Below are 26519 nucleotides of genomic sequence, written 5' to 3'. Positions count from 1 at the left end.
CACCCTGACGACTCCACCCGCCCGAGGGGGCGAGGCCGCGACGACGCCACGGCGTCGGCGCGCGCCCGTGCCCTGGATCCGCCCTGCAGGGGACAGGCGGCGTGCGCATTCCACTGGAGGCCCCATGGGCAGCGACGACAGCGCCACGACCAACGCGACCGCCATCGACCCGGAGCCCGCCGCCACCGCCGCCCATCAGGCCGCCCGCGGCGCGACGACGTGGATCACCAAGGAGGCGGGGAATCGTCGCCAGCCTTACGACCGGTCGCGCCTGCAGCGGGCCATTGCCCGCGCCCATGCCGAATTCCCGCAGCTGGACGTCGCCGGCTACACCGCGGCGGTCTGCGGTTTCGTCGAGGGCAAGCAGGCGGTCAATGCCGACGACCTGGTGGACCACCTGATCCGCGAGGCCGAAGCGCGGGTGGACGTGGACGCACCCGAGTGGGAGATGTTCGCAGCGCGCCTGTACCTGCGCAGGCTCTACAAGCAGGCCGCCCGCAACCGGTTCTACGACGCCGCCGACCAATACGGGTCCTACGTCGGCCTGCAGGAGAGCATGGCCGACCGCACCGTCTACTCCAACGACATCCTGCGCGCCTACTCCAAGGAAGAACTCGACGAGGCCGGGCGCATGATCGACCCGTCGCGCGACCGGTTGTTCACCTACAACGGGCTCTACCTGCTGGCCACGCGCTACCTGGCCACCGATACCTCGCACGGGGTGTACGAGCTGCCGCAGGAGCGCTGGCTGACGATCGCGCTGTACCTGATGCAGGCCGAAGCGCCGCGCGAGCGCCGCATGCAGCTGGTGGGCGAGGCCTACTGGGCGCTGTCGAACCTCTACATGACCGTCGCAACGCCGACGCTGCAGAACGCCGGCAAGAACGGCGGCCAGCTGTCGAGCTGCTTCATCGACACCGTGGACGACTCGCTGCAGGGCATCTACGACTCCAATACCGACGTCGCGCGCGTGTCCAAGGGCGGCGGCGGCGTGGGCGCCTACATGGGCTACGTGCGCGCGTCCGGGTCCGCGATCCGCGGCGTGCCCAATTCCTCCGGCGGCGTGGTGCCCTGGATCAAGCAGCTCAACAACACGGCGGTATCCGTCGACCAGCTGGGCCAGCGGAAAGGCGCGGTGGCCGTGTATCTCGACGCCTGGCACCGCGACATCGAGGCCTTCCTCGACCTGCGGCTGAACAACGGCGACCAGCGCCTGCGCGCGCACGACGTGTTCACCGCCGTCTGCATCCCGGACATTTTCATGGAGGCCGTCGAGCGCCGCGGCGACTGGTACCTGTTCGATCCCCACGAGGTCCATCGCATCAAGGGCTGGTACCTGCAGGACAGCTACGACGAGACGCGCGGCGACGGCACGTTCCGCCAGCGGTATGCGGAAGTGGTCGCCGACGAGCGCATCAGCCGCCGGACCGTCAAGGCCATCGACATCTTCAAGCGGCTGATGGTGAGCCAGCTGGAGACCGGCAACCCCTTCATGTTCTACCGCGACGAGGTCAATCGCAGGAATCCCAACCGGCATGCCGGGATGGTGTACTCGTCGAACCTGTGCACCGAGATCCTGCAGAACATGAGCCCGACGCGGCTGATGCAGGAGATCATCAGCGGCAACCAGATCGTGACCACCCGGCAGGCTGGCGACTTCGTGGTCTGCAACCTGTCGTCGATCAACCTCGGGCGCGCGATCGTGCCGCAGGACGAGCAGGGCGACCTGATCACCGACGTACTGGAGCGCCTGGTGCCGATCCAGGTGCGCATGCTCGACAACGTGATCGACCTCAACCGGCTGCCGGTGCCGCAGGCCACGATCACCAACCGGAAGTACCGGGCCATCGGCCTGGGGACCTTCGGCTGGCACCACCTGCTGGCGCAGAAGGGCCTCCACTGGGACTCGCGCGAGGCCGAGGACTTCAGCGACGCGGTGTACGAACGCATCAACTACCTCACCGTGCAGGCGTCGATGGCCCTGGCGCGGGAGAAGGGGGCCTACCCGGCGTTCCAGGGCAGCGACTGGCAGACCGGGCGCTACTTCCGCGACCGCGGCTACACCAGCCCGCAATGGCAGGAGCTGGCCGGCCAGGTGGCGGCATACGGGCTGCGCAACGGCTGGCTCATGGCGGTGGCGCCGAACATGTCGACGGCGCAGATCGCGGGAAGCACCGCCTCGATCGACCCGGTCTACTCCGCGTTCTACTACGAGGAAAAGAAGGACTACCGTCGGCCCGTCGCGGCGCCCGGCCTGTCACTCGACACCTGGCCCTACTACGAAAAGGGCGCCTACCGGGTCGACCAGTTCGCAAGCGTCCGCCAGAACGCGCGGCGCCAGCGCCATGTGGACCAGGCGATCAGCTTCAACTTCTACGTGCCTTCGACCATCCGTGCCTCGACCCTGCTCGAACTGCACATGACCGCCTGGCGCGAGGGCCTGAAGACCACCTATTACGTCCGCTCGAACGACATCGATATCGGGGAGTGCGAGTGGTGCAGCAGTTGAGCGGACGCGTCATCGCATGCGCGCTGCCGCTCCCACGGTCGCTTCGCGACCGCGGGCCCCTCTTACCAGCACCCACACCCCGCGCCTTCGGCGCGCCCCCTGACTCAGGGGGCTCTACTCCATGCAGCCGGTCGTGAGTGGCCGGGAAGGAAGCACCATGAATGCTGTTGCCGCACCCAGGGCGTCCACGCCGCTCGAGCGCATCCGGATCCTCGAGCCGCTTCATCCGAACCGGTCGACCGGGATCATCAACGGCCGCACCAGCGGGATCCTCAACTGGAACGACATTCCCTACCCGTCGTTCTATCGCGCCTACAAGGAGCTCTCGACCAACTTCTGGATCCCGGACGAGGTCGACATGAAGGCCGACGCGCGCCAGTACGGCGAGCTGTCGGCGCGGGAGAAGAACGCGTACGACTCGATCATCGGCCTGCTGGCCACGCTCGACTCGCCGCAGACGCGTTTCATCTACAACGTGGCCGAGTACATCACCGACCCGGCCGCGCACGCCAACGCGGCGATCATCGGCCAGCAGGAGGTCATCCACAACGAAAGCTACAGCTACGTCCTGGCGTCGATCACCGACCTCCAGAACCAGAACAGGATCTTCGAGATCGCGCGGACGCATCCGACCATCCGCAGGCGCAACGCGCCGATCATGGAGTCCTACGACGACTTCCTGCGGGAGAAGACCGCCGAGACGCTGCTGCGCTCGCTGATCCAGTCCTCGATCCTGGAAGGCATCAACTTCTATTCCGGCTTCGCCTATTTCTACAACCTGGTGCGCCAGAACCGGATGGCCGGCACCGGCAAGATCATCAGCTTCATCAACCGCGACGAGCTGGCCCATACCAAGTTCATCAGCGAGGTGATCCGCGCCATCGTCGGCGAGAACCCGGAGCTGCAGACCGACGAACTGACCGACTACGTGTACCGCGCATTCACCCATGCGATCGAACTCGAGGTGCAGTGGACCGGCGAGGTCCTGGACGGCATCGACGGCATCAACGTGGACGAGATGATCCGCTACGTGCAGTACCGCGCCAACAAGATGGCCGGGATGCTGGGCATCGAGCGCATGTATCCCGACGCCACCGACAACGTGATGCCGTGGATCCGCGCCTACGCCGACAACTTCACCGAAACCAAGACCGACTTCTTCGAGATGCGCAACGCGTCGTACAAGAAGACCAACGCCGACAACGGCTTCGACGATCTCTGAGCATGCGCATCCTCGTCGCCCATGCCTCGCTCAGCGGCAATACCCGCGACCTCGCCCAGCGCGTGCGCGCACGCTGCGAGGCCCGGGGCCACCGCGTGACATGGATCGAGACCGACCTCCAGGACTTCGCGGCCGCCGGAGCCGACGCGCGCCACGACCTGTACCTGCTCGGGTCCTGGACCGGCAACGGCGGACGCACACCGCCGGAGATGAAGCGATTCATCGCTGGACTCGTCGACGCCGTCGGAAAGCCGCCACGGGTGGCGGCGTTCGGCACCGGCGAGACCCAGTGGGGCGCCGAGTACTACTGCGGCGCCGTGCGGCGGATGGCCGCGTTCTTCGCCAGCCCGTTCCCGCGGCTGGAGATCGAGCAGATGCCCCACGGCCAGCGCGACGCCGCCCGGATCGACGCCTGGACCGACCTGGTCATCGCGATGGCCGCGACCATCGCCGCCGACAACAGACCTTTCCTCCAGACCGAAGGCCTCCCGCCCCATGAAGATCCTGCACGCCACGTCGGCTGACGACGTCGACACCGCCATCGCCGCCCATCCCCGCCTGCTGGTCGACTGGCACAAGGACGATTGCCCCGCATGCAGGATGCTCGACCGCTCCCTCGCGGTTTTCGCAACGACCCCGGAGGCCCGGGGACTGGTGCTGCTCAAGGTGCGGCTGGAGATGGTGGGCGAGGCCTGCTTCCGCACGATGGGCCTGCGGCAGACACCGACGCTGACGATCCACCGCGACGGCGCGGAAGCCGCGCGCCTGCCCGGCTTCCAGTCGCCCGCGCAGCTCGCGGCGGCGACGGCGGCGGCCTGGGCATCGCCGCCCGCATGAGCGCCCACCACCTGCCGCCACCGACCGAGGCGCGCCTGCTGGAAATGGTCTTCCCGGACCATGCCAACCACCTGGGCACCCTGTTCGGCGGCCAGGCGCTGGCCTGGATGGACAAGGCCGCCTTCATCGCGGCCTCGCGCTACGCGCGCCGGACGGTCGTGACCGCGCGCTCCGACCAGGTGGATTTCCGCCTGCCGATCCGACAGGGCCAGCTGGTGGACATCACCGCCACCGTGGTCGCGGTCGGCCGCAGTTCGATGCAGGTGGACGTGGCGCTGGTGGCGGAAGACCTGCTCACCGGCCACCGCGTGCCGTGCACGCGCGGCCGCTTCACCATGATCGCGCTGGACGCGGACGGGAGACCCGCCCCGGTGCCGCCGCTCGGCTGAGCCAGGGCGGCGCGGCGCGGTGCCCGGTTATTCGACGGTCACGCTCTTGGCGAGGTTGCGCGGCTTGTCGACGTCGGTGCCGCGTGCCAGGGCCACGTGGTAGGCCAGCATCTGCACCGGGATGGTGTGCACGATCGGGCTCAGCACGCCGACGTGGCGCTCGGTGCGGATCACGTGCACACCCTCGCTCTCGCTGAAGTTGCTGTCGGCGTCGGTGAACACGAACAGCTGGCCGCCGCGCGCGCGGACTTCCTGCATGTTCGACTTCACCTTTTCCAGCAGGCTGTCGTTGGGCGCGATCACGACGACCGGCATGTCGTCGTCGACCAGCGCCAGGGGACCGTGCTTGAGTTCGCCCGCGGGATAGGCCTCGGCGTGGATGTAGGAGATTTCCTTGAGCTTGAGCGCGCCTTCCAGCGCGATCGGGTAGTGCACGCCGCGGCCCAGGAACAGCGCGTGTTCCTTGGGCGTGAAGTGCTCGGCCCACATCGCGATCTGCGGCTCGAGGTTCAGCGCGTGCTGCACGCTGCCCGGCAGGTGGCGCAGGGCCTCGATGTATTCGGCTTCCTTCTCCTCCGACAGCCGCCCCTGCAGCTTCGCGAGCGTGGCGGCGAGCGCGAACAGGCCGACCAGCTGGGTGGTGAAGGCCTTGGTCGAGGCCACGCCGATCTCGGCGCCGGCGCGGGTGTAGAACACCAGCCGGCTGGCGCGCGGGATCGCGCTTTCGAGCACGTTGCAGATCGAGAGCGTGAGGTCGTGGCCCAGTGACTTGGCGTACTTCAGCGCCTCCATCGTGTCGAGGGTTTCGCCCGACTGCGAGATCGTCACGATCAGGTGCTTCGGGTTCGCGACCGCGGTGCGGTAGCGGTACTCGCTGGCGATCTCGACGCTGCAGGGCAGCCCGCTGATCGCCTCGATCCAGTAGCGGGCCACGGAGCCTGCGTAGAAGCTGGTGCCGCAGGCGAGGATCTGCACGCCTTCGACCTGGCCCAGCACCGCGTCGCCGTCCGCCCCGAACAGGGTCGGCTCGAAGCCGCCGGCGTCGATGATCGCTTCCATCGTGTCGCCCAGCGCGCGCGGCTGCTCGTGGATCTCCTTCTGCATGAAGTGGCGGTAGGGCCCCAGCTCCAGCGACGACAGCGAGACGTCGGACAGGTGCTCCTCGCGCAGCACCGGCTGGTCGTCGGCGCCGAAGATGCGCACCGCGCCGCGGGTGATCTCGGCGGTGTCGCCTTCTTCCAGGAAGATCACCCGGCGCGTGGCCTGCAGGATCGCCGACACGTCGGAGGCGACGAAGTTCTCGCCTTCGCCCAGACCGACCAGCAGCGGGCAGCCCATGCGCGCCACCACCATGCGGTCGGGCTCCTTGCGGCTCACCACCGCCAGCGCATAGGCGCCGTGCAGTTCCTTGACCGTGCGCTGCAGCGCGGCCAGCAGGTCGTCGCCGTCCTGCAGGTAGTGGTGGATCAGGTGCGCGATGACCTCGGTGTCAGTCTGCGACTCGAAGGCGTAGCCGAGTCCCTTCAGGCGCTCGCGCTGCTCCTCGTGGTTTTCGATGATGCCGTTGTGCACCAGCGCGACGCCGTGGCTGACGTGCGGGTGCGCGTTGGACTCGGTGACGCCGCCATGGGTCGCCCAGCGCGTGTGGCCGATGCCCAGCGTGGCCGCGAAGCCCTCGCTGCCGGCCGCGCCCTCCATCTCGGCCACGCGCCCGGTGCGGCGCACGCGGCGGATGTCCGTGCCGTCGATGACGGCGATGCCGGCGGAATCGTAGCCGCGGTATTCGAGACGCTTGAGTCCTTCGATCAGGACCGGAACCACATCGCGATCCGCGATCGCACCGACGATGCCGCACATGTCTATAGGACGCCTTGGTTGGGGACGACACAGTGTAACGGCGAAAGCCCGCGGGGCCGTCCGGGCGGACAGGCGCGGTGTCCGGGCGGACACCCGGACACTCCCACCAAAACCTTTCATTTCAATGGCTTGTGGTTGGCACGCGGCTTGCGTCCTACAGGTCGGAACCCCTGACCCGACCGCATCCGGACACCCCATGGAAACAAGCCGCGCCCGCATCCGCGACACCTCCGCCCAGGACCGCTCCCCGGCTTCGGCGCCGCCCGCGCGCCGCCGCCTGCGCGATCCGCGGATCGTGGCCGGCCTCGGTGCGGCCGTGGTGCTCGGGCTCGCGGCCTGGGTCGCGGTGGGCTGGAGCAGCGGTGGCCGGTCCTACGACGATTCGCGCATCCGCATCGCCGAAGTGGTCCGCGGCGACCTGGTCCGGGACATTTCCGCCGACGGCCGCGTGATCGCCGCCAACAGCCCGACCCTGTACGCCATCGCCGGCGGCACGGTGACCCTGAAGGTGGTGGCCGGCGACGCGGTGGAGAAGGGCCAGGAGCTGGCGGTGATCGACAGCCCCGAGCTGCGCAGCCGCCTGGTGCAGGAGGAGTCGACCCTGGCCAGCCTGCAGGGCGAGGCCAACCGCGCCATGCTCGACGCGCGCCTCACCCGCTCCGACGCGCAGAAGCTGCTCGACCAGGCGCTGATCGACGAAGTGGCCGCCGGGCGCGACGTGGAGCGCTACAAGCGCGCCTTCGAGGGCGGCGCGGTCTCGCGCAACGACTACGACCGCGCGCTCGACGGATTGAAGAAGGCCGAGATCGGCGTCGCCTCGGCGCGCCAGGATTTCGCCCTGCAGGGCCAGGGCGCCGGCATCGACGCCAGCAACAAGCGCCTCCTGGCCGAACGCCAGGCGGCGGTGGTCGAGGAGTTGCGCCGCCAGGTCGACGCGCTGACCCTGCGCGCGCCCTTCGACGGCCAGGTCGGCCAGGTGCAGATCGCCCAGGGCACCAACGTCGCGGCCAACGCGCCGGTGCTGGGCGTGGTCGACCTGTCGCAGTTCGAGGTCGAGATCAAGGTGCCCGAAAGCTTCGCCCGCGACCTCGGCATCGGCATGCCGGCCCAGGTGGCCAGCGTCGGCAAGCAGTGGCCGGCCGAGATCTCGGCGGTGTCGCCGGAAGTCGTCAACGGCGAGGTCAACGCCCGCCTGCGCTTCGCCGACGGCAACCAGCCGCCGGGACTGCGGCAGAACCAGCGGCTGTCGGCGCGCATCGTACTGGACACCCGCCAGGACGTGCTGATGGTCGAGCGTGGCCCCTTCCTCGAGCAGGAGGGCGGCAACTTCGCCTACGTCGTCGCCGGCGGCAGCGCCCAGCGGCGGCCGATCCAGGCCGGTGCCTCGAGCCTGTCGGCGGTCGAGATCGTGTCGGGACTGCAGGCCGGCGAACGCATCGTCGTGTCGGGCAGCGACCAGTTCCAGCAGGCGGACCGCGTCCGCATCTCCGGAGAATGACCATGCAAGCCACCCACGGATTCCCCCACGTCGTCCACTGGGATTCCTTCCAGCTGGCCGATGCGGTCCCGCGCCGCCTGAGCGAGCTCTACCACTTCGAGCTCGACCGCGACGACGCCTCGATCGCGTCCCCCGCCAACGGCGACGCGCACCGCGCGCGCGCGCCGCGCCCCTACCTCCCGTCCTCGTCCCTGCCCGCCCGGTTCCAGGTCGACTGATGGACGCCACCGCCACCACCGCACAGGGAAGCAACGCCATGCTGGACATGCGCCAGGTCACCAAGGTCTACCGCACCGAACTGGTCGAGACGCACGCGCTGCGTTCGCTCGACCTCCGCGTCGGCGAAGGCGAGTTCGTCGCCGTCACCGGGCCGTCGGGCTCGGGCAAGACGACCTTCCTCAACATCGCGGGCCTGCTGGAGACCTTCACCGGCGGCGAGTTCCACCTCGACGGCGAAGACGTGCGCGGGCTCAACGACAACCAGCGCAGCCGCCTGCGCAACCAGAAGATCGGCTTCATCTTCCAGGGCTTCAACCTGATCCCCGACCTCAACCTGTTCGACAACGTCGACGTGCCGCTGCGCTACCGCGGCATGCCCGCCAACGAGCGCAAGCTGCGCATCGAGGACGCGCTGGGCATGGTCGGCCTGGGCTCGCGCATGAAGCACTTCCCGGCCGAGCTCTCGGGCGGCCAGCAGCAGCGCGCCGCGATCGCGCGCGCCATCGCCGGAAGCCCGCGCCTGCTGCTCGCCGACGAACCCACCGGCAACCTCGACACGCAGATGGCGCGCAGCGTCCTCGAGCTGCTCGAGGACATCAACCAGCAGGGCACGACCATCGTGATGGTCACCCACGACCCGGAGCTTGCCGCGCGCGCGCACCGCAACGTCCACATCGTCGATGGCATGGCCACCGACCTGTCGGTCGAGCCGAGCCTGACCCGGGCGTCGCGCGCGGGCCGCATCGAGGCCGAATCCCGCACCCGCGCCGCCTCCGGCGCCTGAGGAGCATCCCATGCTCGCCTACTACTCCAGGCTCGCCCTGCGCAGCTTCCGCCGCAACAAGGTGCTGACCGCGCTGATGGTGCTGGCGATCGCGCTCGGCATCGGTGCCTGCATGACCACGCTCACCGTGTTCCGGGTGCTGTCCGGGGATCCGATCCCGGAGAAGAGCGACCGCCTGTTCTACGTGCAGCTCGACCCTGCCTCGCTGCGTGGGTTCACGCCGGGCGAGGAGCCGTCGGCGCAGGTGACGCGCTTCGACGCCGAGACCCTGCTGCAGGAGAAGCGCGGCCTGCGCCAGGCGATGATGACCGGCGGCGCGGTGTCGATCACGCCCGACAAGGCCGACCTGCCGCCGTTCTATTCGGATGCGCGCTACGCCACCGCGGACTTCTTTCCGATGTTCGCCGCGCCCTTCCTCCACGGCACCGGCTGGAGCGCGGCCGACGACGTGGCCAACGCGCGCGTGGCGGTGATCTCGAAGTCGCTCAACGACCGCGTGTTCGGCGGCGCCAACAGCGTCGGCCGCTCGCTGGTGATCGGCGGCGGAGAGTTCCGCGTCGCGGGTGTCCTCGACGAATGGCGCCCCACGCCCCGCTTCTACGACATGAACACCGACCGCTACGGTGAGCTCGAGGACGTCTTCCTGCCGTTCTCCACCTCGCGCCAGCTCGACTTCGGGCGCAGCGGCAGCATGGACTGCTGGGGTGACTCGGGCGCCGACGAGACCGCGCTCAACGCGCCCTGCGTCTGGATCCAGTACTGGGTCGAACTCGAGGACGCGTCGCAGGCCGCCGACTACAAGGCCTACCTCGACAACTACTCGGCGCAGCAGAAGGCCGCCGGCCGTTTCGAGCGCGCGCCCAACGTGCGCCTGCGCAGCGTCATGGAGTGGCTGGAGTTCAACCGCGTGGTGCCGCGCGACGTGATGATGCAGCTCTGGCTCGGCTTCGGCTTCCTGCTGGTCTGCCTGCTCAACACCGTGGGCCTGCTGCTGGCCAAGTTCCTGCGCCGCAGCGGCGAGATCGGCGTGCGCCGCGCGCTCGGCGCCTCGCGCACCGAGATCTTCAAGCAGTGCCTGGTCGAGGCCGGCGCGGTCGGCCTGGCCGGCGGCATCCTCGGCCTGGGCATGGCCCTGCTGGGGCTGTGGGCGGTGCGGCAGCAGCCGTCGAGCTATGCCGAGCTCGCGCACCTGGACCTGCCGATGCTGCTGTTGACCTTCCTGCTTGCCGTGGCCGCCAGCATCATCGCCGGCCTCCTCCCCGCGTGGCGCGCCATGGAAGTGACGCCCGCGATCCAGCTCAAGTCGCAGTGACCCCGAGGAACGACTGATGGACATCCGACCGATCCTTTCCACCCTGCTGCGGCACAAGACCGCCGCCGCGCTGATCGTCCTCGAGATCGCGCTGACCTGCGCCATTATCTGCAACGCGCTGTTCATGGTCGGCGAGCGCCTGACCCAGATGCGCCAGCCCAGCGGGATCGCGGTCGACGAACTGGTGCGCATCCAGATCATTCCCGTGGGCAACGACGCCGACGCGGCGGCCCAGACGCGCTCCGACCTGCAGATGCTGCGCAGCCTGCCCGGCGTGCAGGGCGCGACCACCACCAACCAGGTGCCGTTCGTGAACTCGTCCTGGAACTCGGGCGTGAACCTGCAGCCGGAACAGCAGCAGCCGACCGTCGTGGCGACGACCTACATGGGCGACGACCACTTCCTCGACACCTTCGGCATCGAGCTGGTGGCGGGCCGCTACTTCACCCCGGACGAACTCATCCCCAACGATGCGCTGAGCGATCCGGAGCAGGAGGTCACCATCCCCGGCGTCGTGGTCACCCGGACCCTGGCCGAACGGCTGTTCCCCGGCCAGGACCCGCTGGGCAAGCCGATCTACGTCTGGGGCGACAAGCCGGTCAGCATCATCGGCGTCGTCGCGCACCTGATCCGGCCCGGCAGCATGGGCGGCCCGGAAGGCAGCCAGTACTCGCTGGTCATGCCGGTGCGCGCCAACTACGACCTCGGCGGCCAGTACATCGTCCGCACCGCGCCCGAGCGGCGCCAGGAGATCCTCGAGAGCGCCAGCAAGGCCCTGCGCGCCAACGGCCCCAAGCGGATCATCATCGAGGACAACACCAAGACCTTCCGCGAGCTGCGCGACGCGTACTACCAGCAGCAGCGCTCGATGGTCTGGCTGCTGGGCATCGTCTGCGTGGCGCTGCTGCTGATCACCGCGCTCGGCATCGTCGGCCTGGCCAGCTTCTGGGTGCAGCAGCGCAGCAAGCAGATCGGCATCCGCCGGGCGCTGGGCGCGACCCGCGGCCAGATCCTGCGCTATTTCCAGACCGAGAACTTCATCCTGGCGACGATCGGCATCGTGATCGGCATGCTGCTGGCCTTCGGCATCAACCAGCTGCTGATGGGACGCTACGAGCTGCCCAGGCTGCCCCTGGTGTACCTGCCGGTGGGCGCGCTGGCGCTGTGGCTGCTGGGCCAGCTGGCGGTGCTGGGACCGGCGCGGCGCGCGGCCGCGGTGCCGCCGGCGGTGGCGACCCGGAGCGTATGATCCCGGACCGATGCCTACCGTCCTGATCATCGACGACAACCCCGCCGTCGCGACCGCGCTGGAGCTGCTGTTCTCGCTGCATGACATCGACGCGGTGGCCGCGCAGTCGCCGGAACAGGGACTGGCGCGGCTGCGCGGGGGCGGCATCGACCTGGTGGTACAGGACATGAACTTCCACGTCGACACCACCTCGGGCGAGGAAGGCATCGCGCTCTTCCACGCCATCCGCGCGCAGGAGCCCGACCTGCCGGTGATCCTGCTCACCGCGTGGACCCACCTCGAGTCGGCGGTGGACCTGGTCAAGGCCGGGGCCGCCGACTACCTCGGCAAGCCCTGGGACGACCGCAGGCTGCTGGCGACGGTCAACAACCTGCTGGAGCTGTCCGAGGCGCGGCGCGAACTGGCGCGGCACCGCAGCGGCGAGCGGCGGCGGCGCGACGCGCTATCGCGCGGCCACGACCTGCGCGGCGTGGTCTATGCCGATCCCGCCAGCGAACGGCTGCTGTCGCTGGCCTGCCAGGTCGCGCGCTCCGAGCTGCCGGTGCTGGTGACCGGGCCGAACGGATCGGGCAAGGAGAAGGTGGCCGAGATCGTGCACGCGAATTCGATGGCCAAGGACGGGCCGTTCGTGGCGCTCAACTGCGGCGCGCTGCCCGGTGAGCTGATCGAGGCCGAGCTGTTCGGCGCGGAGGCCGGCGCCTATACCGGCGCGGGCAAGGCGCGCGAGGGCAAGTTCGAAGCCGCCGACGGCGGAACGCTGTTCCTCGACGAGATCGGCAACCTGCCGGCGGCCGGGCAGATGAAGCTGCTGCGCGTGCTCGAGACCGGGCGCTTCGCGCGGCTGGGCGGCAACCGCGAGCGCCAGGTGCGCGTGCGCGTGGTCAGCGCGACCAATGCCGATCTCGCGGTGATGATCCGCGACGGCCGCTTCCGCGAAGACCTGTACTACCGCCTCAACGCGGTGGAGCTAAAGCTCCTGCCGCTGGCCGACCGGCCGGACGACATCCTGCCGCTGGCGCGCCACTTCCTCCCGGCCGGGAAGCAGCTCTCGGCCGACGCCGGGCGCGCCCTGCTCCGCCATGGCTGGCCCGGCAACGTGCGCGAACTGCGCAACGTCGTGCAGCGCGCGGCGCTGCTGTCGGCCGGCGACGTGATCGCAGGCGATGCGCTTGGCCTGCCGTCGTCGCCTGCGGTGCCGTCGACGACGGTGCCCGCGGCCGACGAGCCCGACCGCGCCGCGATCGAAGCCGCGCTCGCGCGCCACGGCGGCGTGCTGGCGCAGGCGGCGCAGGAGCTCGGACTGTCGCGGCAGGCGCTGTACCGGCGCCTCGACCGCCTCGGGATCCGGCGCGACTGATGCCGCGCCGGCCGAGGCTGCCGCTGAGCGTCTCGTTCACGGCGCTCGCGCTGGCCTACATGGCGATCGCCACCGCGCTGGGGCTGATGCTGGAATCCTGGCTGGCCTCGCGCTGGCTTGCGCTGCCGATCGCCATCGCCCTGCCCCTGCCACTGCTGCTGTACCACGTCAGGCGACTGCTCGCGCCGGCCCATTCGCTGTTCCGCGCGCTGGCCGGCAGCGTCGCGAGCTACCGCGACGGCGACTACAGCTTCGGCCTGTCGTGGGAAGGCGGCGGCGAGCTCGGCAACCTGGTCGCCAGCCATCGCGCCCTGGGCGACACCCTGCGCGAGCAGCGCCTGCGCCTGGTGCAGCGCGAGCTCCTGCTCGACACCATGGTGCAGAACACGCCGGTGGCGATGCTGCTGGTCGATCCCGGCGGCCACGTGGTGCTCGGCAACCTGGCGGCGCGCAAGCTGCTCGGTGATGGCCACAGGCTGGAGGGGGTCTCGTTCCCGGAACTCCTCGAGCGCGTGCCCGAGGCGATGCGCGAGGCCTTCGCCCGCGGCGGCGACGGCATGTTCACCGTCGGCAGCGACGACGACGAGGACATCTACCACCTGTCGCGCCGGCTGTTCCGGCTCAACGGCCGCCGCCACGAGCTGCTGCTGCTGCGCCAGCTCACCGCCGAACTGCGCCGCCAGGAAGTGCAGGTCTGGAAGAAGGTGATCCGGGTGATCAGCCACGAGCTCAACAACTCGCTGGCGCCGATCGCCTCGCTGGCGCATTCGGGCGGCGAACTGCTGCGGCGCGGCCAGTACGAACGGCTGCCGGCCGCGCTGGCCACGATCGAGGAGCGCGCGCGCCACCTCGAGGGCTTCATCCGCGACTACGCGCGCTTCGCCAAGCTGCCCTCGCCGCGGCTCGAGGCGCTGGAATGGCGCAGCTTCCTCGAGCGGCTGCGCAGCCAGGTCGACTTCGGAATCGAAGGCCACGTCGAGGGCCACGTGCGCGCCGATGCCGCGCAGCTGGAGCAGGCGCTGCTGAACCTGTTGAAGAACGCGCACGAGTCGGGCTCCGCCGCGGGCGACGTGCGCCTGGGCCTGCGCCGGCTGCCGGATGCCTGGCGCGTCGACGTGCTGGACCGCGGCAGCGGCATGAACGAGCCGGTGCTGGCCAACGCGCTGCTGCCGTTCTACTCCACCAAGCGCCACGGCACCGGCCTGGGGCTGGCGCTCAGCCGCGAGATCGCCGAGGCCCACGGCGGCCGCATCGCGCTGGCGAACCGCGAAGACGGCGGGCTGTGCGTGACGCTGGTGTTGCCCGCCTGACGCGCGCACTGCCCACACACGCACCGCACCAGCGGCGCTCCGGCGCTCCGGCGCTCCGGCGCTCCGCGCGCGCCGCGCGGACTGCGCGGGCTGCGCCCTGTAGGAGCGGCTATAGCCGCGATCCGGTGTCCCGCCATCGCGGCTATAGCCGCTCCTACAGTGGCCCCGGTGCCGCGGCCCCGGCCCCGGACCCGGTCCCGCGGCCCCGGGATCAGGCCGGCTGCTTCGGCTGCTTTGTCGGGCGCTGCCAGCCATCGATGCTCAGCTGACGTCCGCGGGCGATCGTCAGCCTGCCGTCCGGCGCGTCGCTGGTGATCACCGAACCTGCGCCGATCGTCGCATCGCGCCCGATGGTCACCGGCGCCACCAGCGAAGCGTTCGAGCCGATGAAGGCGCCGTCGGCGATCGTCGTGGTCGACTTGTTGGCGCCATCGTAGTTGCAGGTGATGGTGCCGGCGCCGATGTTCACCCCGGCACCGATGTCGGCGTCGCCGAGATAGCTCAGGTGGTTGGCCTTGCTGCCGACGCCGAGCGCGGCGTTCTTGGTCTCGACGAAGTTGCCGATATGCACGCCGTCGGCGAGCACCGTGCCCGGGCGCAGGCGCGCGAACGGCCCCACCTGCGCGGCGCCCTCGATGGTGGCCCCTTCGATGTCGCAGTGCGCGCGCACGACGGTCCCGGCACCCAGCTCGGCGTCGCGGATCCGGCAGAAGGGCCCGATGCGCACGCCGTCGCCCAGCACGACGCGACCTTCCAGCACGACGTCGACGTCGATCTCGACGTCGCGGCCCACCACCACCTCGCCGCGGATGTCGACCCGCGCCGGATCGGCGAAGCGCGCGCCGTCGGCGCAGAGCGCGCGCACGCGCCGCTGCTGCATCGCGCGTTCGAGCTGGGAGAGCTGCCAGGGATCGTTCGCGCCCTCGGTTTCCACCGGGTCGTCGACCAGCACCATCTCGGCCGCGCTGTACTCGGCCGCGGCCATCGAGAAGATGTCGGTCAGGTAGTACTCGCCCTGCGCGTTGTCGCTGGACAGGCGCTGCAGCCAGTTCTTCAGCGCCGTGGACTCGACCGCCAGCACGCCGGTGTTGACGATGTTGATCCGGCGCTGCTCGGCGTCGGCGTCCTTTTCCTCGACGATCGCGCCGACGTTGCCCTGCGGGTCGCGCACCACGCGCCCGTAGCCGCGCGGGTTCTCGAGTTCGGCCACCAGCACCGCGATCCGCCCGCCGGCCGCGAGCAGGCGGCGCAGCGTCGCCGCGGTGATCAGCGGCACGTCGCCGTAGAGCACCAGCACCTGCGCGCCATCGGGCACGTCGGGCATCGCCTCGCGCACCGCATGGCCGGTGCCAAGCTGGCTCGCCTGCTCGACCCAGTTGATGTCGGAGCGGTGCCGGTAGGCCTCGCGCACCTGGTCGCCGCCGTGGCCGTAGACCACGTGGATCGCCGCCGGCGAGAGCTCGCGGGCGGCGGCGAGCACGTGCGACAGCATCGGCTTGCCGGCGATCTTCTGCAGCACCTTGGGCATCGCGGACTTCATCCGCTTGCCTTCGCCGGCGGCGAGGATGACGACGTGCAGGTCGCCGGGCGCGGCGGTGGCGGAAGCGGTTTCGGGGGTCGCGGGCATGGCCTGTCCTGTTGCTTGATCGCGGCCATTCTAGTGCGACCCTCTGCTAGCATGCGCGCGATGTCGCAGGGCCCTCCTCCGCAGCCCGTGTCCGTCGCCACGCCCACGTTCAGAGCCGATGCCCGCTGGCCGGCCGTGGTGCTGTGGGCGGGCGGCGTCGCCTGTCTTGCCGGCATCCTCGGCCATGGACTGCCCGCCGAATGGGTGCCTGCGCGCAGCGTCGCCCTGCTGGTCATCGCGCTTGGCGCAGCCGGGATCGCCCGGATCCTCCACCGCGTCCGCGGACTCGCGCCCGCGCATGGGCTGGCCATCGCCTGGCTGCTGGCGCTGGCGTGGCTGGGGGGGCCGCTGCCGATGCTGGCGGTGGCACTCGTCGCCCTCGCCGCGATCGCCACGGGCAGCCTGCTGTTGCCGCGCGCGGACGCCGCCGCCCAGTGCGTGACCGGCCTGGCGCTGGTCGCAGGACTGGCGGGCTGGCTGCTGCCGCTGCCGGTGCACACGCGCTGGAGCTGGCTGGCCGTCGCGTTGGTGCTGGTCGTCTGGCGGCACCGCGCCCTGCAGGCGTCGCTGCGCACCGCGCTGGCGCAGTGGCGCGACACGGTTGCCGCGGCGCCGCGGCCCGCCACGCTGGCGGTCATGCTGCTGGGACTGGCCGCCACCGGCTGCTGGGTTCCCACCGCGCAGCAGGACGACGTCGCCTACCACCTGCTGCTGCCGTGGTCGCTGCAGCTCGACGGCCGCCTGGCCATGGATCCCGACGTCCACGTCTGGGCGCTGGCGCCCTGGGCCGCCGACGTGCTGCAGGCAATCCCGCAGCTGATCGCCGGCGCGGAAGCACGCGGCGCGCTCAACGCACTCTGGCTGCTGCTGTGCGCATGTGCGCTGTGGCGCCTGGCCGGCGCGCTTGGCGGCGACCGGCGCGCCCGCGCGTGGACGGTGGCGCTCTTCGGCAGCCTGCCGCTGACCGCGGTGCTCGCCATGGGCATGCAGACCGAGCTGCCCACCGCCGCGCTGCTGTGCTGGGCGGCGCTGCCGGGATGCACGGCCCCGTCGCGCAGGACCCTGCTGGCCGCGTGCGCGCTGACGGGAATGCTTGCGGCCACCAAGCTGGTCGCGTTCGGCTTCGCGATGCTGCTGCTGCCGTGGCTGGCCTGGCGCCATCGCAGCGTGCTCGACGCGCGCAGCGTGGCCGCGGGCCTGGGCCTGCTGCTCGCCATCGGCGGCAGCAGCTATGCGTACGCCTGGGCGATCGCGGGCAACCCGGTGCTGCCGCTGATGAACGACCTCTTCGGCTCGCCCTGGTTCGGCGGCGACTTCGTCGACGAACGCTGGCACAAGGGCTTCGGTCCGACGCTGCCGTGGCGCATGACCTTCCAGACGCCCGACTACCTCGAAGCCCATGCCGGCGGCGGCGGCTTCGTGCTGGTGGCGCTCGGCGGGGCGTGGCTGCTCGCGCTGGCGCGGCGCCGGACGCGTGCGCTGGCCGCGCTCGCGCTGCTGATGCTGGCGCTGCCGCTGCTGGCGACCCAGTACCTGCGCTACGCCTATCCCGCGATGGTGCTGGCGCTTCCGCCGCTGGTGGTCGCGGCGTTCGCGTCCGCGCCCCGCAGCGGCCATGTGGTGGTCGTCGCCACCTGCATCGCCAACCTGCTGTTCCAGGCCAATGGGCACTGGATGCTGCGCACCGGCGCGGTAAAGGAAAGCCTCGTCGCCCTGGGCCGCGACGCGCCGCTGCTGGCGGAATACGCGCCCGAGCGGCTGCTCGCCCAGGCGGTGCGCGAGCGCTGGAGTGCGGAAGGCGGACCATCGGGCAACCTGCTCGTCCTCGACCTCGACACGCCGATGCTCGCCGAGATGGCCTCGCGCGCACGCGCCCCCTCCTGGTACGACCCCTCGCTCGCCGCCGCGGCAAACATCGCCGATGCCGACGCCAGCGGCGCGGCCTGGGTGGCGCTCTGGCAGCGCGAAGGCATCGCCGAGCTTGTGCTGCACGCGGAGCGCCTGCCTGCGCCACGTCGCGCCGCCCTGCGGCTGGCGGGTGCGCGCCACGAAGCCACGGTCGAGGGCATCGAATGGTGGCGCCTGCCGCGGCCCGACGCGCCGGCGCCCGGAGCCATCGCGCCGTGAGCCTCGGCCGCCAGGGATCGAGCTACGTGCTGATCGGCTGCGTGCAGTGGCTGCTCGACTGGGGCGTCATGGTGCTGCTCAGCCACCTCGGCCTGCGCATCGGCCTGGCCAACGTCGCCGGCCGCATCTGCGGGGCGCTTCTCGGCTTCTGGGCCAACGGCAAGATCACCTTCGCCGGCGACGGGCGCGGGCTCGGGCGCCGGCAGCTGCTGCGCTTCGTGGTCATCTGGCTGGTGCTGACCCTGCTGAGCACGGTCGCGATCGAAGCCATCGACGACATCCTCGGCCGCAAGTGGGCCTGGCTCGCGAAGCCCCTCGTGGAAGTGGGTCTCGGCGTGCTCGGCTTCATCGCCTCGCGGCACTGGATCTACCGGCGCTGAGCCTCGGCCGGGCCGGGCCGGCGCCGGTTCTGGCCTGCGCCTGCACGTCGGCAGGTTGCGGAACGCCGTGCGGCGCGGCGCTTGGCGGGGCGCTTGGCGGGACGTTTGGCGGGACGTTTGGCGGTGCTGCGATGCGATGCCTGCTGCCGCTCATGTCCCCCGTCTCCGACCTGCGGCCGGAGCCTCCTCCTTGACTTCCCGTCAGCAGGCATCGCACCGCAGTCCGGATCGGTTCGGCCGCTGGCCGCTGGCCGCTGGTCGCTGGTCGCTGGGCGCTGGGCGCTGGGCGCAGGGCGCAGGGCGCAGGGCGCAGGGCGCAGGGCAGATGATCGGCGAGGCACGCGGCTTTGGCTATTGTGCGGCGCACCCGCGGCCCTGCATCGCTTTGGCTCTTCCGCGGAGCGCCCGCAGCCCTGCATCGCTTTGGCGCGTGGCCTGCTGACGGGAAGTCAAGGAGGAGATGCCGGCCCGGTGGGCCGGCATCGGGGGACATGAGCGGCAGCAGGCCATGCGTCAAAGCGCCGCAGCGCTGCACAAAGCTTTGCCCCCACGCCGGAGAAGAACCAAAAGAAAAGCCCCGCGCGATGGCGGGGCTTTCCGGAGACCGCTGGTGATGCCGCTCAGTGCTTCAGGTTCTTGCGCAGGCGCTCCAGCGCCTGCAGCTGCGCCGCGACCTCGGCCATCTTCTGCTGCGCCTCGGCGATGTCCATCGCCTCGCCGCGGCCGGCGAGCACGCGCTCGGCTTCTTCCTTGGCCTTGCGCACCTTTTCCTCGTCGATCTCGTCGGCGCGGATCGCGGTGTCGGCCAGGATCGTCACCACCTGCGGCTGCACCTCGAGGATGCCGCCGCTGATGGCGAAGTCGAGCTTCTCGCCGTTGGCCTGCGTCACGACGACCTTGCCGGGCTTGAGCCGCGTGATCAGCGGCGCGTGGCGCGGCGCGATGCCGAGTTCGCCGACTTCACCGGTGACGACCACCAGGGTGGCCTCGCCGCGGAAGATCTCGGCCTCGGCGCTGACGATGTCGCAACGGATGGTGGTCATGTCCCTGCCTTCTTAAGCCTTCTCGGCCATCTTCGCGGCCTTCTCGACCGCCTCGTCGATGCCGCCGACCATGTAGAACGCCTGCTCCGGCAGGTGGTCGTACTCGCCGTCCACGATGCCCTTGAAGCCGCGGATGGTTTCCTTCAGCGGCACGTACTTGCCCGGCGAGCCGGTGAACACCTCGGCCACGTGGAACGGCTGCGAGAAGAAGCGCTCGATCTTGCGCGCGCGCGACACGGCCTGCTTGTCCTCTTCCGACAGCTCGTCCATGCCCAGGATCGCGATGATGTCCTTGAGCTCCTTGTACTTCTGCAGCGTCGACTGGACCTTGCGCGCGGTGTCGTAGTGCTCGGCGCCGATCACGTTCGGGTCGAGCAGGCGGCTGGTGGAGTCCAGCGGATCGACCGCCGGGTAGATACCCAGCGAAGCGATGTTGCGGCTCAGCACGACGGTGGCGTCGAGGTGGGCGAAGGTGGTCGCCGGCGACGGGTCGGTCAGGTCGTCCGCGGGCACGTACACGGCCTGCACGGAGGTGATCGAGCCGGACTTCGTCGAGGTGATGCGCTCCTGCAGCACGCCCATTTCCTCGGCCAGCGTGGGCTGGTAGCCCACTGCCGACGGCATGCGGCCGAGCAGCGCCGACACTTCGGTACCGGCCAGCGTGTAGCGGTAGATGTTGTCGACGAACAGCAGCACGTCCTTGCCCTTGCCGGACGCGTCCTTCTCGTCGCGGAAGTACTCGGCCATGGTCAGGCCGGTCAGCGCCACACGGAGACGATTACCCGGCGGCTCGTTCATCTGGCCGTAGACCATCGCCACCTTGTCGAGGACGTTGGAGTCCTTCATCTCGTGGTAGAAGTCGTTGCCCTCGCGGGTCCGCTCACCGACGCCCGCGAACACCGACAGGCCTTCGTGCGCCTTGGCGATGTTGTTGATGAGTTCCATCATGTTCACGGTCTTGCCGACGCCGGCGCCGCCGAACAGGCCGACCTTGCCGCCCTTGGCGAACGGGCACATCAGGTCGATGACCTTGATGCCGGTTTCCAGCAGCTCGGCGGAGGACGACTGGTCCTCGTACGACGGCGCCGCGCGGTGGATTTCCCAGTGCGCGGAAGCGTCGACCGGACCGGCCTCGTCGATCGGGCGGCCCAGCACGTCCATGATGCGGCCGAGCGTACCGGCGCCCACAGGCACCACGATGCCGGTGCCGGTGTTGGTGGCGATCAGGTTCCGCTTCAGGCCGTCGGTCGAACCGAGCGCAATCGCGCGCACGATGCCGTCGCCGAGCTGCTGCTGCACTTCGAGGGTGATCTCGGTGCCTTCGACCTTCAGTGCGTCGTACACCTTCGGCACTTCGCTGCGCGGGAATTCCACGTCGACGACCGCGCCGATGATCTGAACGATCTTGCCCTGGTTGCTCATTGCCTGGTCCTCTGAAACTTGCTGTGTTCTTTCGTTGTGGGAGCGGCCATGGCCGCGATTCTTCGGGACCGGGCCGTCGGGCCCCTCCCACATGCTGTCTGGATCAGACCGCCGCCGCGCCGCCGACGATCTCGGAGATTTCCTGGGTGATCGCCGCCTGCCGGGCCTTGTTGTAGACCAGGTTCAGCGTGTCGATCAGCTTGTTCGCGTTGTCGCTCGCGGCCTTCATCGCGACCATGCGCGCGGCGTGCTCGGAGGCGATGTTCTCCATCACCGCCTGGTACACCAGCGACTCGATGTAGCGGGTCAGCACGTGCTCGAGCACGGTCTGCGCGTCGGGCTCGTACAGGTAGTCCCAGTCATGGGTCACCAGCTTCTCGTCCGACGGCGGCAGCGGCAGCAGCTGGTCGAAGGCCGCCCGCTGGGTCATCGTGTTCACGAAGTCGTTGTAGACCATGAACACGCGGTCCAGGCGACCCTCGGTGTAGCCGTCCAGCATCACCTTGACGATGCCGACCAGCTGGTCGACCTCGGGGGTGTCGCCCAGGTGGGTGACGCTCGCCAGCATCCCGACCTTGAGGCGGCGGAAGAACACCGTCGCCTTCTGGCCGATGGTGACCACGTCGACCTCGACGCCCTTCTCCTGCCACTGGCGGATCTCGCCCAGCAGCTTGCGGAACAGGTTGTTGTTGAGGCCGCCGGCCAGGCCGCGGTCCGAGGACACGATCACGTAGCCGACGCGCTTGACCTCGGCCCGCTCCACCAGGAACGGATGCTGGAAATCGGTGTTCGCCTGTGCGAGGTGGCCGATCATCTGCTTCATCGCGCGGGCGTAGGGGCGCGAGGCCTTCATCCGCTCCTGCGCCTTGCGGATCTTCGAGGCCGAGACCATCTCGAGCGCGCGCGTCACCTTGCGGGTGTTCTGCACGCTCTTGATCTTGGTTTTGATTTCTCTGCCGCCGGCCATGTCTTCGCTCGCTCTGCTTGCTTCGGGGTTCTGGTCAGGGGATCCGGCGACCGGGGTCAGGCGACCCCGGTGCCCGGTCCCGTCACCAGGAGCCGGTCGCCTTGAAGTCTTCGATGCCCTTGCGGAACGCGGCTTCGATCTCGTCGTTCCAGCCGCCGCTGGCGTTGATCTTCGAGACCAGCTCGCCGGCGGTGTTGTCGAAGTGCGCGTGCAGGCCATCCTCGAAGGCGCCGATCTTGTTCACCGGCACGTCGTCGAGGTAGCCCTCGTTGACCGCGTAGATCGACACGGCCTGGTGGGCGATCGACATCGGCTGGTACTGCTTCTGCTTCATCAGTTCGGTGACGCGCTGGCCGCGCTCGAGCTGCTTGCGGGTGGCGTCGTCGAGGTCCGAGGCGAACTGCGCGAACGCAGCCAGCTCACGGTACTGCGCCAGCGAGATGCGGATGCCGCCCGACAGCTTCTTGATGATCTTGGTCTGGGCCGAACCACCCACGCGCGACACCGAGATGCCGGCGTTGACGGCCGGGCGGATGCCGGCGTTGAACAGATCGGTCTCGAGGAAGATCTGGCCGTCGGTGATCGAGATCACGTTGGTCGGCACGAACGCCGACACATCGCCGGCCTGGGTCTCGATGATCGGCAGCGCGGTCAGCGAACCGGTCTTGCCGGTGACCTTGCCCTCGGTGAACTTCTCGACGTAGTCCTCGGACACGCGCGCGGCGCGCTCGAGCAGGCGGCTGTGCAGGTAGAACACGTCACCCGGATACGCCTCGCGGCCCGGCGGGCGGCGCAGCAGCAGCGAGATCTGGCGGTAGGCCACGGCCTGCTTGGACAGGTCGTCGTAGACGATCAGCGCGTCTTCGCCGCGGTCCATGAAGTACTCGCCCATGGTGCAGCCGGCGTAGGCGCTGATGTACTGCATCGCGGCCGACTCGGACGCCGTGGCGGCGACCACGATCGTGTGCGCCAGGGCGCCGTTCTCCTCGAGCTTGCGCACGATGTTGGCGACGGTCGAGGCCTTCTGGCCGATCGCCACGTACACGCACTTGATGCCCGTGCCCTTCTGGTTGATCACGGCGTCGATGGCCATCGCGGTCTTGCCGGTCTGGCGGTCGCCGATGATCAGCTCGCGCTGGCCGCGGCCGATCGGGATCATGGCGTCGACCGACTTGTAGCCGGTCTGCACCGGCTGGTCGACCGACTTGCGCCAGATGACGCCCGGGGCCACGCGCTCGACCGGCGCGGTCAGCGACGCGGTGATCGGACCCTTGCCGTCGATCGGCTCGCCGAGCGCGTTGACCACGCGGCCCAGCAGCTCGGGACCCACCGGCACTTCGAGGATGCGGCCGGTGGTCTTGGCCACGTCGCCCTCGCGCAGGTGCTCGTAGTCACCCAGGACCACGGCGCCGACGGAGTCGCGCTCGAGGTTCAGGGCGAGCGCGAACGTGTCGTTCGGCAGCTCGATCATTTCGCCCTGCATCACGTCGGCCAGGCCGTAGATGCGCACGATGCCGTCGGACACGGAGGTGACCGTGCCCTCGTTGCGCGCCTCGGCGGCCAGCTTGACCTTCTCGATGCGGCTCTTGATCAGTTCGCTGATTTCAGAGGGGTTGAGCTGGGTGCTTGCCATTTCCGGTTCCTCGGTGCGCGCCAGCGGTGGTGGTGCGCGGTAAGTGGATCTTGTGGTGGCGCCGCGGCGGGATGGCCGCGGCGCCCTGTGCTTACTGGCTCAGCGCCGACTGCAGGCGCGCGAGCTTGCCGCGCAGCGAGCCGTCGATGACGACATCCCCCGCGCTGATGATGGCGCCGCCGATGAGCGCGGGATCGACCGCGGTCTCGACCTCGACCGCGGCACCGAAGCGGCGCTCCAGCGCGGCACGGATGCCGGCCATCTCGGACTCCGACAGCTCCGCGGCGGAGGTCACCGTGGCGCGCACGACGTTCTCGGCCTCGGCGCGCAGGTCCTCGTAGAGGCCGGCGATCTCGGGCAGCTGGGCCAGGCGGCCATTGGTCGCCAGCAGCGCGAGGAAATCGCGCTGTCCAGCGTCCGCGCCGTCGATGGCCAGCAGCTCGACGGCGTCGGCATCGGCCAGCGAGGGGTGGCCCAGCAGCGGCGCGACGCGCGGATCGGCCGCGACGCGGGCGGAGAACGCCAGCGCCTTCGACCAGCCCGCGAAATCGCCGCGGTCGCGCGCGATGCCGAAGGCGGCGCGGGCGTAGGGACGGGCGAGGGTGATCTCCTGGCTCATCGGGCTCAGATCTCCGCGGCGAGTTCGTCGAGCAGCGCCTTGTGGGCGCTGGCGTCGATCTCACGCTTCAGCAGCTTCTCCGCGCCGGTGACGGCGAGCGCGGACACCTGGCGGCGCAGGTCCTCGCGGGCACGATTGGCCGAGGCCTCGATCTCCGCGTCGAACATGGCCTTCTGCCGGATGGCCTCGGTCTGCGCTTCCACGCGCGCGGCGTCGACGATCTGGTTGGCGCGCTGGTGCGCCTGGTCGATGATCTCGTTGGCCTTGGTGCGCGCGGCCTTGAGCTCCTCGTTCGCCGTGTCCTGGGCCTGCGCAAGCGCGCGCTGGCTGTTGTCGGCGGCGGCGAGGCCCTCGGCGATCTTCTGCTGGCGCTCCTCGATGGCCTTGAGCAGCGGCGGCCAGACGAAGGTGGCGATCAGCCAGATCAGCGCAGCGAACGAAAGCGCCTGGGCGATCAGGGTGAGATTGATGTTCATGGCAGTGCCTGTCGTGGTGGTCGGGGCATGCGGGGCGCATGCCGGCCTTGCTGCGGGGCCCGGGCGGCGGATGCCGCCCGTACCGTGCGCGGCGAGGCGATCAGCCGGCCAGTCGCGCCAGCTGCTCGGTCCACGGACCGATGAACGGGCTGGCGAAGGCGAACAGCAGGCCGACGGCGACCGAGATGATGAACGCGGCGTCGATCAGGCCGGCGGTGATGAACATGCGGACCTGCAGCACCGGGATCAGCTCCGGCTGGCGCGCGGCCGACTCGAGGAACTTGCCCGACATGATGGCGAGGCCGAGACCGGCGCCGAGCGCGGCGAGGCCGATCATGATGCCGATACCGAGGGCGGTCGAGGCCTGGACCTGGGCAAGCGTGGCGAGGATGGTTTCCATGGTGATCTCCGGGCGTGGTGCTTTGAGGGTTGGACGAAAGGTGAAGGGTGGAACTGGATGAAGCGGTGACTCAGTGGCTGTCTTCCGACAGGCTCAGGTAGACGATCGACAGCATCATGAAGATGAAGGCCTGCAGCGGGATCACCAGGATGTGGAAGATCATCCAGCCGAAGCCGAACAGCGCACCGCCGATGAGGCCGAGGAGGCTGGCGCCGCCGAGGACCCAGATCAGCAGGAAGACGATCTCGCCGCCGAACATGTTGCCGAACAGTCGCATCGCCAGCGAGATCGGCTTCGACAGCCACTCGACGATGTTGAGGATGAGGTTGAAGGGCATCATCCACTTGCCGAACGGCGCGGTCAGGAATTCCTTGGTGAATCCGCCGAGGCCCTTCGAGCGCAGGGCGAAGAACAGCATCAGGAAGAACACGCTGATCGACAGGCCGAGCGTGGCGTTGACGTCCGCCGTGGGCACCGGCTTCCAGTACTCGACGCCGATCCAGGACAGCGGGATGGCGAAGAAGTCGGCCGGGATGAACTTCAGCATGTTCATCATCAGGATCCAGAAGAACAGGGTGATCGCGATGGGCGTCACCAGCTTGCTGGAACCGTGGTAGGTGTCGCGGGCCTGGCGGTCGACGAACTCGAGCATGATCTCGACGAAGGCCTGCCACTTGCCGGGCACGCCGGCGGTGGCGCGGCGGGTACCGGCCCAGAACAGGAAGGTGATCAGCAGCCCCATCGCCAGCGAACTGACCAGCGTATCGACGTGCAGGGTCATGAACGACCCCTCGCCGACCGACGCGGTCAGGTTCTGCAGGTGGTGCTGGATGTAGCTGGTGGGGGTGAGATCCGCCGCAGCCGCCATGTCATGAATTCCTGTTTCGATGTCCGCTGGCCATGGCCAGCACCTGTGCCACCAGGGCGACGACCGCGCCCCCGATCACTGCCAGGGCCGGCAGCCTCGCCACGGCGATCGCGATGAACAGCGTCGCGATCACCACCAACCACTTCGCCAGCAGTCCCAGCACCAGGCGCGACAGCGCGCCGGCCGCGGGACCGATGCCGCCACCCAGCGCGAGCACGCCGTACAGCGCGCCGCCCGCGGCGATGGCCCCGCCGCCCGCCAGTGCCGCCAGGGACCACGCGGGACCCTTCGCCAGCAGCGCAAGCGAAAGCGCGGCGACCGCGACCACCTGGAAGGCGATCGTGCGCCGCACCAGCCGCGTTCCTGCGGCAAGGGGATTGAGCATGGTGTCCTGTAGCCCTGGTGCGGGAGCCG

24 protein-coding genes and 1 pseudogene are annotated in these 26519 nt (G+C 69.7%); 14 read left to right on the top strand and 11 right to left on the bottom strand.

The genetic code is table 11. The features are described 5' to 3' along the window. Positions 1-214: 214 nt before the first annotated feature. The 5 genes and pseudogenes from JG616_RS03740 to JG616_RS03720 all read left to right on the top strand — a co-directional run. Positions 215-2509: pseudogene (locus JG616_RS03740) on the top strand (ribonucleoside-diphosphate reductase subunit alpha); the annotation flags it as partial. Positions 2510-2666: 157 nt separating this feature from the next. Continuing rightward, positions 2667-3731 carry a ribonucleotide-diphosphate reductase subunit beta gene (locus tag JG616_RS03735; protein WP_199391710.1) on the top strand — a complete coding sequence of 355 codons (1065 nt, stop codon included), beginning with the start codon at positions 2667-2669 and terminating at the stop codon, positions 3729-3731. 2 nt (positions 3732-3733) lie between these two features. After that, positions 3734-4255 (top strand): flavodoxin, encoded by a 522-nt coding sequence (locus JG616_RS03730; RefSeq protein WP_199391709.1) that lies wholly within the window; start codon positions 3734-3736, stop codon positions 4253-4255. Then, positions 4227-4568, top strand: coding sequence for a thioredoxin family protein (locus JG616_RS03725; RefSeq protein WP_199391708.1), 342 nt, complete (start codon positions 4227-4229; stop codon positions 4566-4568). The genes JG616_RS03730 and JG616_RS03725 overlap by 29 nt, the downstream gene beginning before the upstream one ends. Continuing rightward, positions 4565-4957: an acyl-CoA thioesterase gene (locus JG616_RS03720; protein WP_199391707.1), complete on the top strand. Its 393-nt coding sequence runs from the start codon at positions 4565-4567 to the stop codon at positions 4955-4957. The genes JG616_RS03725 and JG616_RS03720 overlap by 4 nt, the downstream gene beginning before the upstream one ends. Before the next feature lie 27 nt (positions 4958-4984). On the opposite strand, the gene glmS is transcribed toward JG616_RS03720, so the two are convergent. Beyond that, positions 4985-6814 (bottom strand): glutamine--fructose-6-phosphate transaminase (isomerizing), encoded by a 1830-nt coding sequence (gene glmS / locus JG616_RS03715; protein ID WP_199391706.1) that lies wholly within the window; start codon positions 6812-6814, stop codon positions 4985-4987. Between the two features lie 196 nt (positions 6815-7010). Here glmS and JG616_RS03710 point away from each other — a divergent pair, with 196 nt between their 5' ends. The 7 genes from JG616_RS03710 to JG616_RS03680 are packed head-to-tail and all read left to right on the top strand — an operon-like array spanning position 7011 to position 14543. Next, positions 7011-8312, top strand: a complete 1302-nt coding sequence (locus tag JG616_RS03710; RefSeq protein ID WP_199360107.1) for an efflux RND transporter periplasmic adaptor subunit — start codon at positions 7011-7013, stop codon at positions 8310-8312. A gap of 2 nt (positions 8313-8314) precedes the next feature. Beyond that, the gene (locus JG616_RS03705; RefSeq protein ID WP_199391705.1) at positions 8315-8530 is read left to right on the top strand and encodes a hypothetical protein; all 216 of its coding nucleotides are present in this window, start codon (positions 8315-8317) and stop codon (positions 8528-8530) included. Positions 8531-8568: 38 nt separating this feature from the next. Further along, on the top strand, positions 8569-9315 hold the full coding sequence (locus JG616_RS03700) for an ABC transporter ATP-binding protein (RefSeq protein WP_199391956.1): 747 nt from the start codon (positions 8569-8571) through the stop codon (positions 9313-9315). A 10-nt stretch (positions 9316-9325) separates the two neighbouring features. Then, the gene (locus JG616_RS03695; protein ID WP_199391704.1) at positions 9326-10627 is read left to right on the top strand and encodes an ABC transporter permease; all 1302 of its coding nucleotides are present in this window, start codon (positions 9326-9328) and stop codon (positions 10625-10627) included. Between the two features lie 16 nt (positions 10628-10643). Beyond that, positions 10644-11876, top strand: a complete 1233-nt coding sequence (locus tag JG616_RS03690; RefSeq protein ID WP_199360104.1) for an FtsX-like permease family protein — start codon at positions 10644-10646, stop codon at positions 11874-11876. 10 nt (positions 11877-11886) lie between these two features. After that, the gene (locus JG616_RS03685) at positions 11887-13233 is read left to right on the top strand and encodes a sigma-54 dependent transcriptional regulator (RefSeq protein WP_199391703.1); all 1347 of its coding nucleotides are present in this window, start codon (positions 11887-11889) and stop codon (positions 13231-13233) included. After that, the gene (locus JG616_RS03680; RefSeq protein ID WP_199360102.1) at positions 13233-14543 is read left to right on the top strand and encodes an ATP-binding protein; all 1311 of its coding nucleotides are present in this window, start codon (positions 13233-13235) and stop codon (positions 14541-14543) included. The genes JG616_RS03685 and JG616_RS03680 overlap by 1 nt, the downstream gene beginning before the upstream one ends. Positions 14544-14754: 211 nt before the next feature. On the opposite strand, the gene glmU is transcribed toward JG616_RS03680, so the two are convergent. Beyond that, positions 14755-16170: a bifunctional UDP-N-acetylglucosamine diphosphorylase/glucosamine-1-phosphate N-acetyltransferase GlmU gene (glmU, locus tag JG616_RS03675; RefSeq protein ID WP_199360101.1), complete on the bottom strand. Its 1416-nt coding sequence runs from the start codon at positions 16168-16170 to the stop codon at positions 14755-14757. A gap of 87 nt (positions 16171-16257) precedes the next feature. Between glmU and JG616_RS03670 the strand changes: the two genes are divergently transcribed. Both JG616_RS03670 and JG616_RS03665 read left to right on the top strand, forming a co-directional pair. Next, entirely contained in the window at positions 16258-18297 is a 2040-nt protein-coding gene (locus tag JG616_RS03670; RefSeq protein ID WP_199391702.1) for a hypothetical protein, read from the top strand. Next, entirely contained in the window at positions 18294-18677 is a 384-nt protein-coding gene (locus JG616_RS03665; RefSeq protein ID WP_199360099.1) for a GtrA family protein, read from the top strand. The genes JG616_RS03670 and JG616_RS03665 overlap by 4 nt, the downstream gene beginning before the upstream one ends. A gap of 620 nt (positions 18678-19297) precedes the next feature. On the opposite strand, the gene JG616_RS03660 is transcribed toward JG616_RS03665, so the two are convergent. From JG616_RS03660 to JG616_RS03620, 9 genes are all read right to left on the bottom strand, one after another. Next, positions 19298-19720: a F0F1 ATP synthase subunit epsilon gene (locus tag JG616_RS03660; RefSeq protein WP_199360098.1), complete on the bottom strand. Its 423-nt coding sequence runs from the start codon at positions 19718-19720 to the stop codon at positions 19298-19300. A 12-nt stretch (positions 19721-19732) separates the two neighbouring features. Then, positions 19733-21142, bottom strand: coding sequence for a F0F1 ATP synthase subunit beta (gene atpD, locus JG616_RS03655; protein ID WP_199360097.1), 1410 nt, complete (start codon positions 21140-21142; stop codon positions 19733-19735). A 103-nt stretch (positions 21143-21245) separates the two neighbouring features. Continuing rightward, on the bottom strand, positions 21246-22109 hold the full coding sequence (gene atpG, locus JG616_RS03650; protein ID WP_199360096.1) for a F0F1 ATP synthase subunit gamma: 864 nt from the start codon (positions 22107-22109) through the stop codon (positions 21246-21248). An 82-nt stretch (positions 22110-22191) separates the two neighbouring features. Beyond that, entirely contained in the window at positions 22192-23742 is a 1551-nt protein-coding gene (gene atpA / locus JG616_RS03645) for a F0F1 ATP synthase subunit alpha (protein WP_199391701.1), read from the bottom strand. 91 nt (positions 23743-23833) lie between these two features. Beyond that, positions 23834-24361 (bottom strand): F0F1 ATP synthase subunit delta, encoded by a 528-nt coding sequence (locus JG616_RS03640; protein WP_199360094.1) that lies wholly within the window; start codon positions 24359-24361, stop codon positions 23834-23836. Positions 24362-24366: 5 nt separating this feature from the next. Further along, positions 24367-24837 (bottom strand): F0F1 ATP synthase subunit B, encoded by a 471-nt coding sequence (locus JG616_RS03635; protein WP_132986051.1) that lies wholly within the window; start codon positions 24835-24837, stop codon positions 24367-24369. A gap of 100 nt (positions 24838-24937) precedes the next feature. Continuing rightward, complete coding sequence (atpE, locus tag JG616_RS03630; protein ID WP_027070003.1) at positions 24938-25237, bottom strand: F0F1 ATP synthase subunit C; 300 nt, start codon at positions 25235-25237, stop codon at positions 24938-24940. A 70-nt stretch (positions 25238-25307) separates the two neighbouring features. Further along, a complete protein-coding gene (gene atpB / locus JG616_RS03625) occupies positions 25308-26105 on the bottom strand; it encodes a F0F1 ATP synthase subunit A (protein WP_199391700.1) in 798 nt (265 codons plus the stop codon). Position 26106: 1 nt separating this feature from the next. Continuing rightward, positions 26107-26490 (bottom strand): hypothetical protein, encoded by a 384-nt coding sequence (locus tag JG616_RS03620; RefSeq protein ID WP_199360091.1) that lies wholly within the window; start codon positions 26488-26490, stop codon positions 26107-26109. Positions 26491-26519: the final 29 nt, after the last annotated feature.

Source organism: Luteimonas sp. MC1895, assembly GCF_016457215.1.
Classification (GTDB): Bacteria; Pseudomonadota; Gammaproteobacteria; order Xanthomonadales; family Xanthomonadaceae; genus Luteimonas.
The sequence above is the reverse complement of the archived record's forward strand: the minus strand, read 5'-3'. Positions and strand labels throughout refer to the sequence as shown.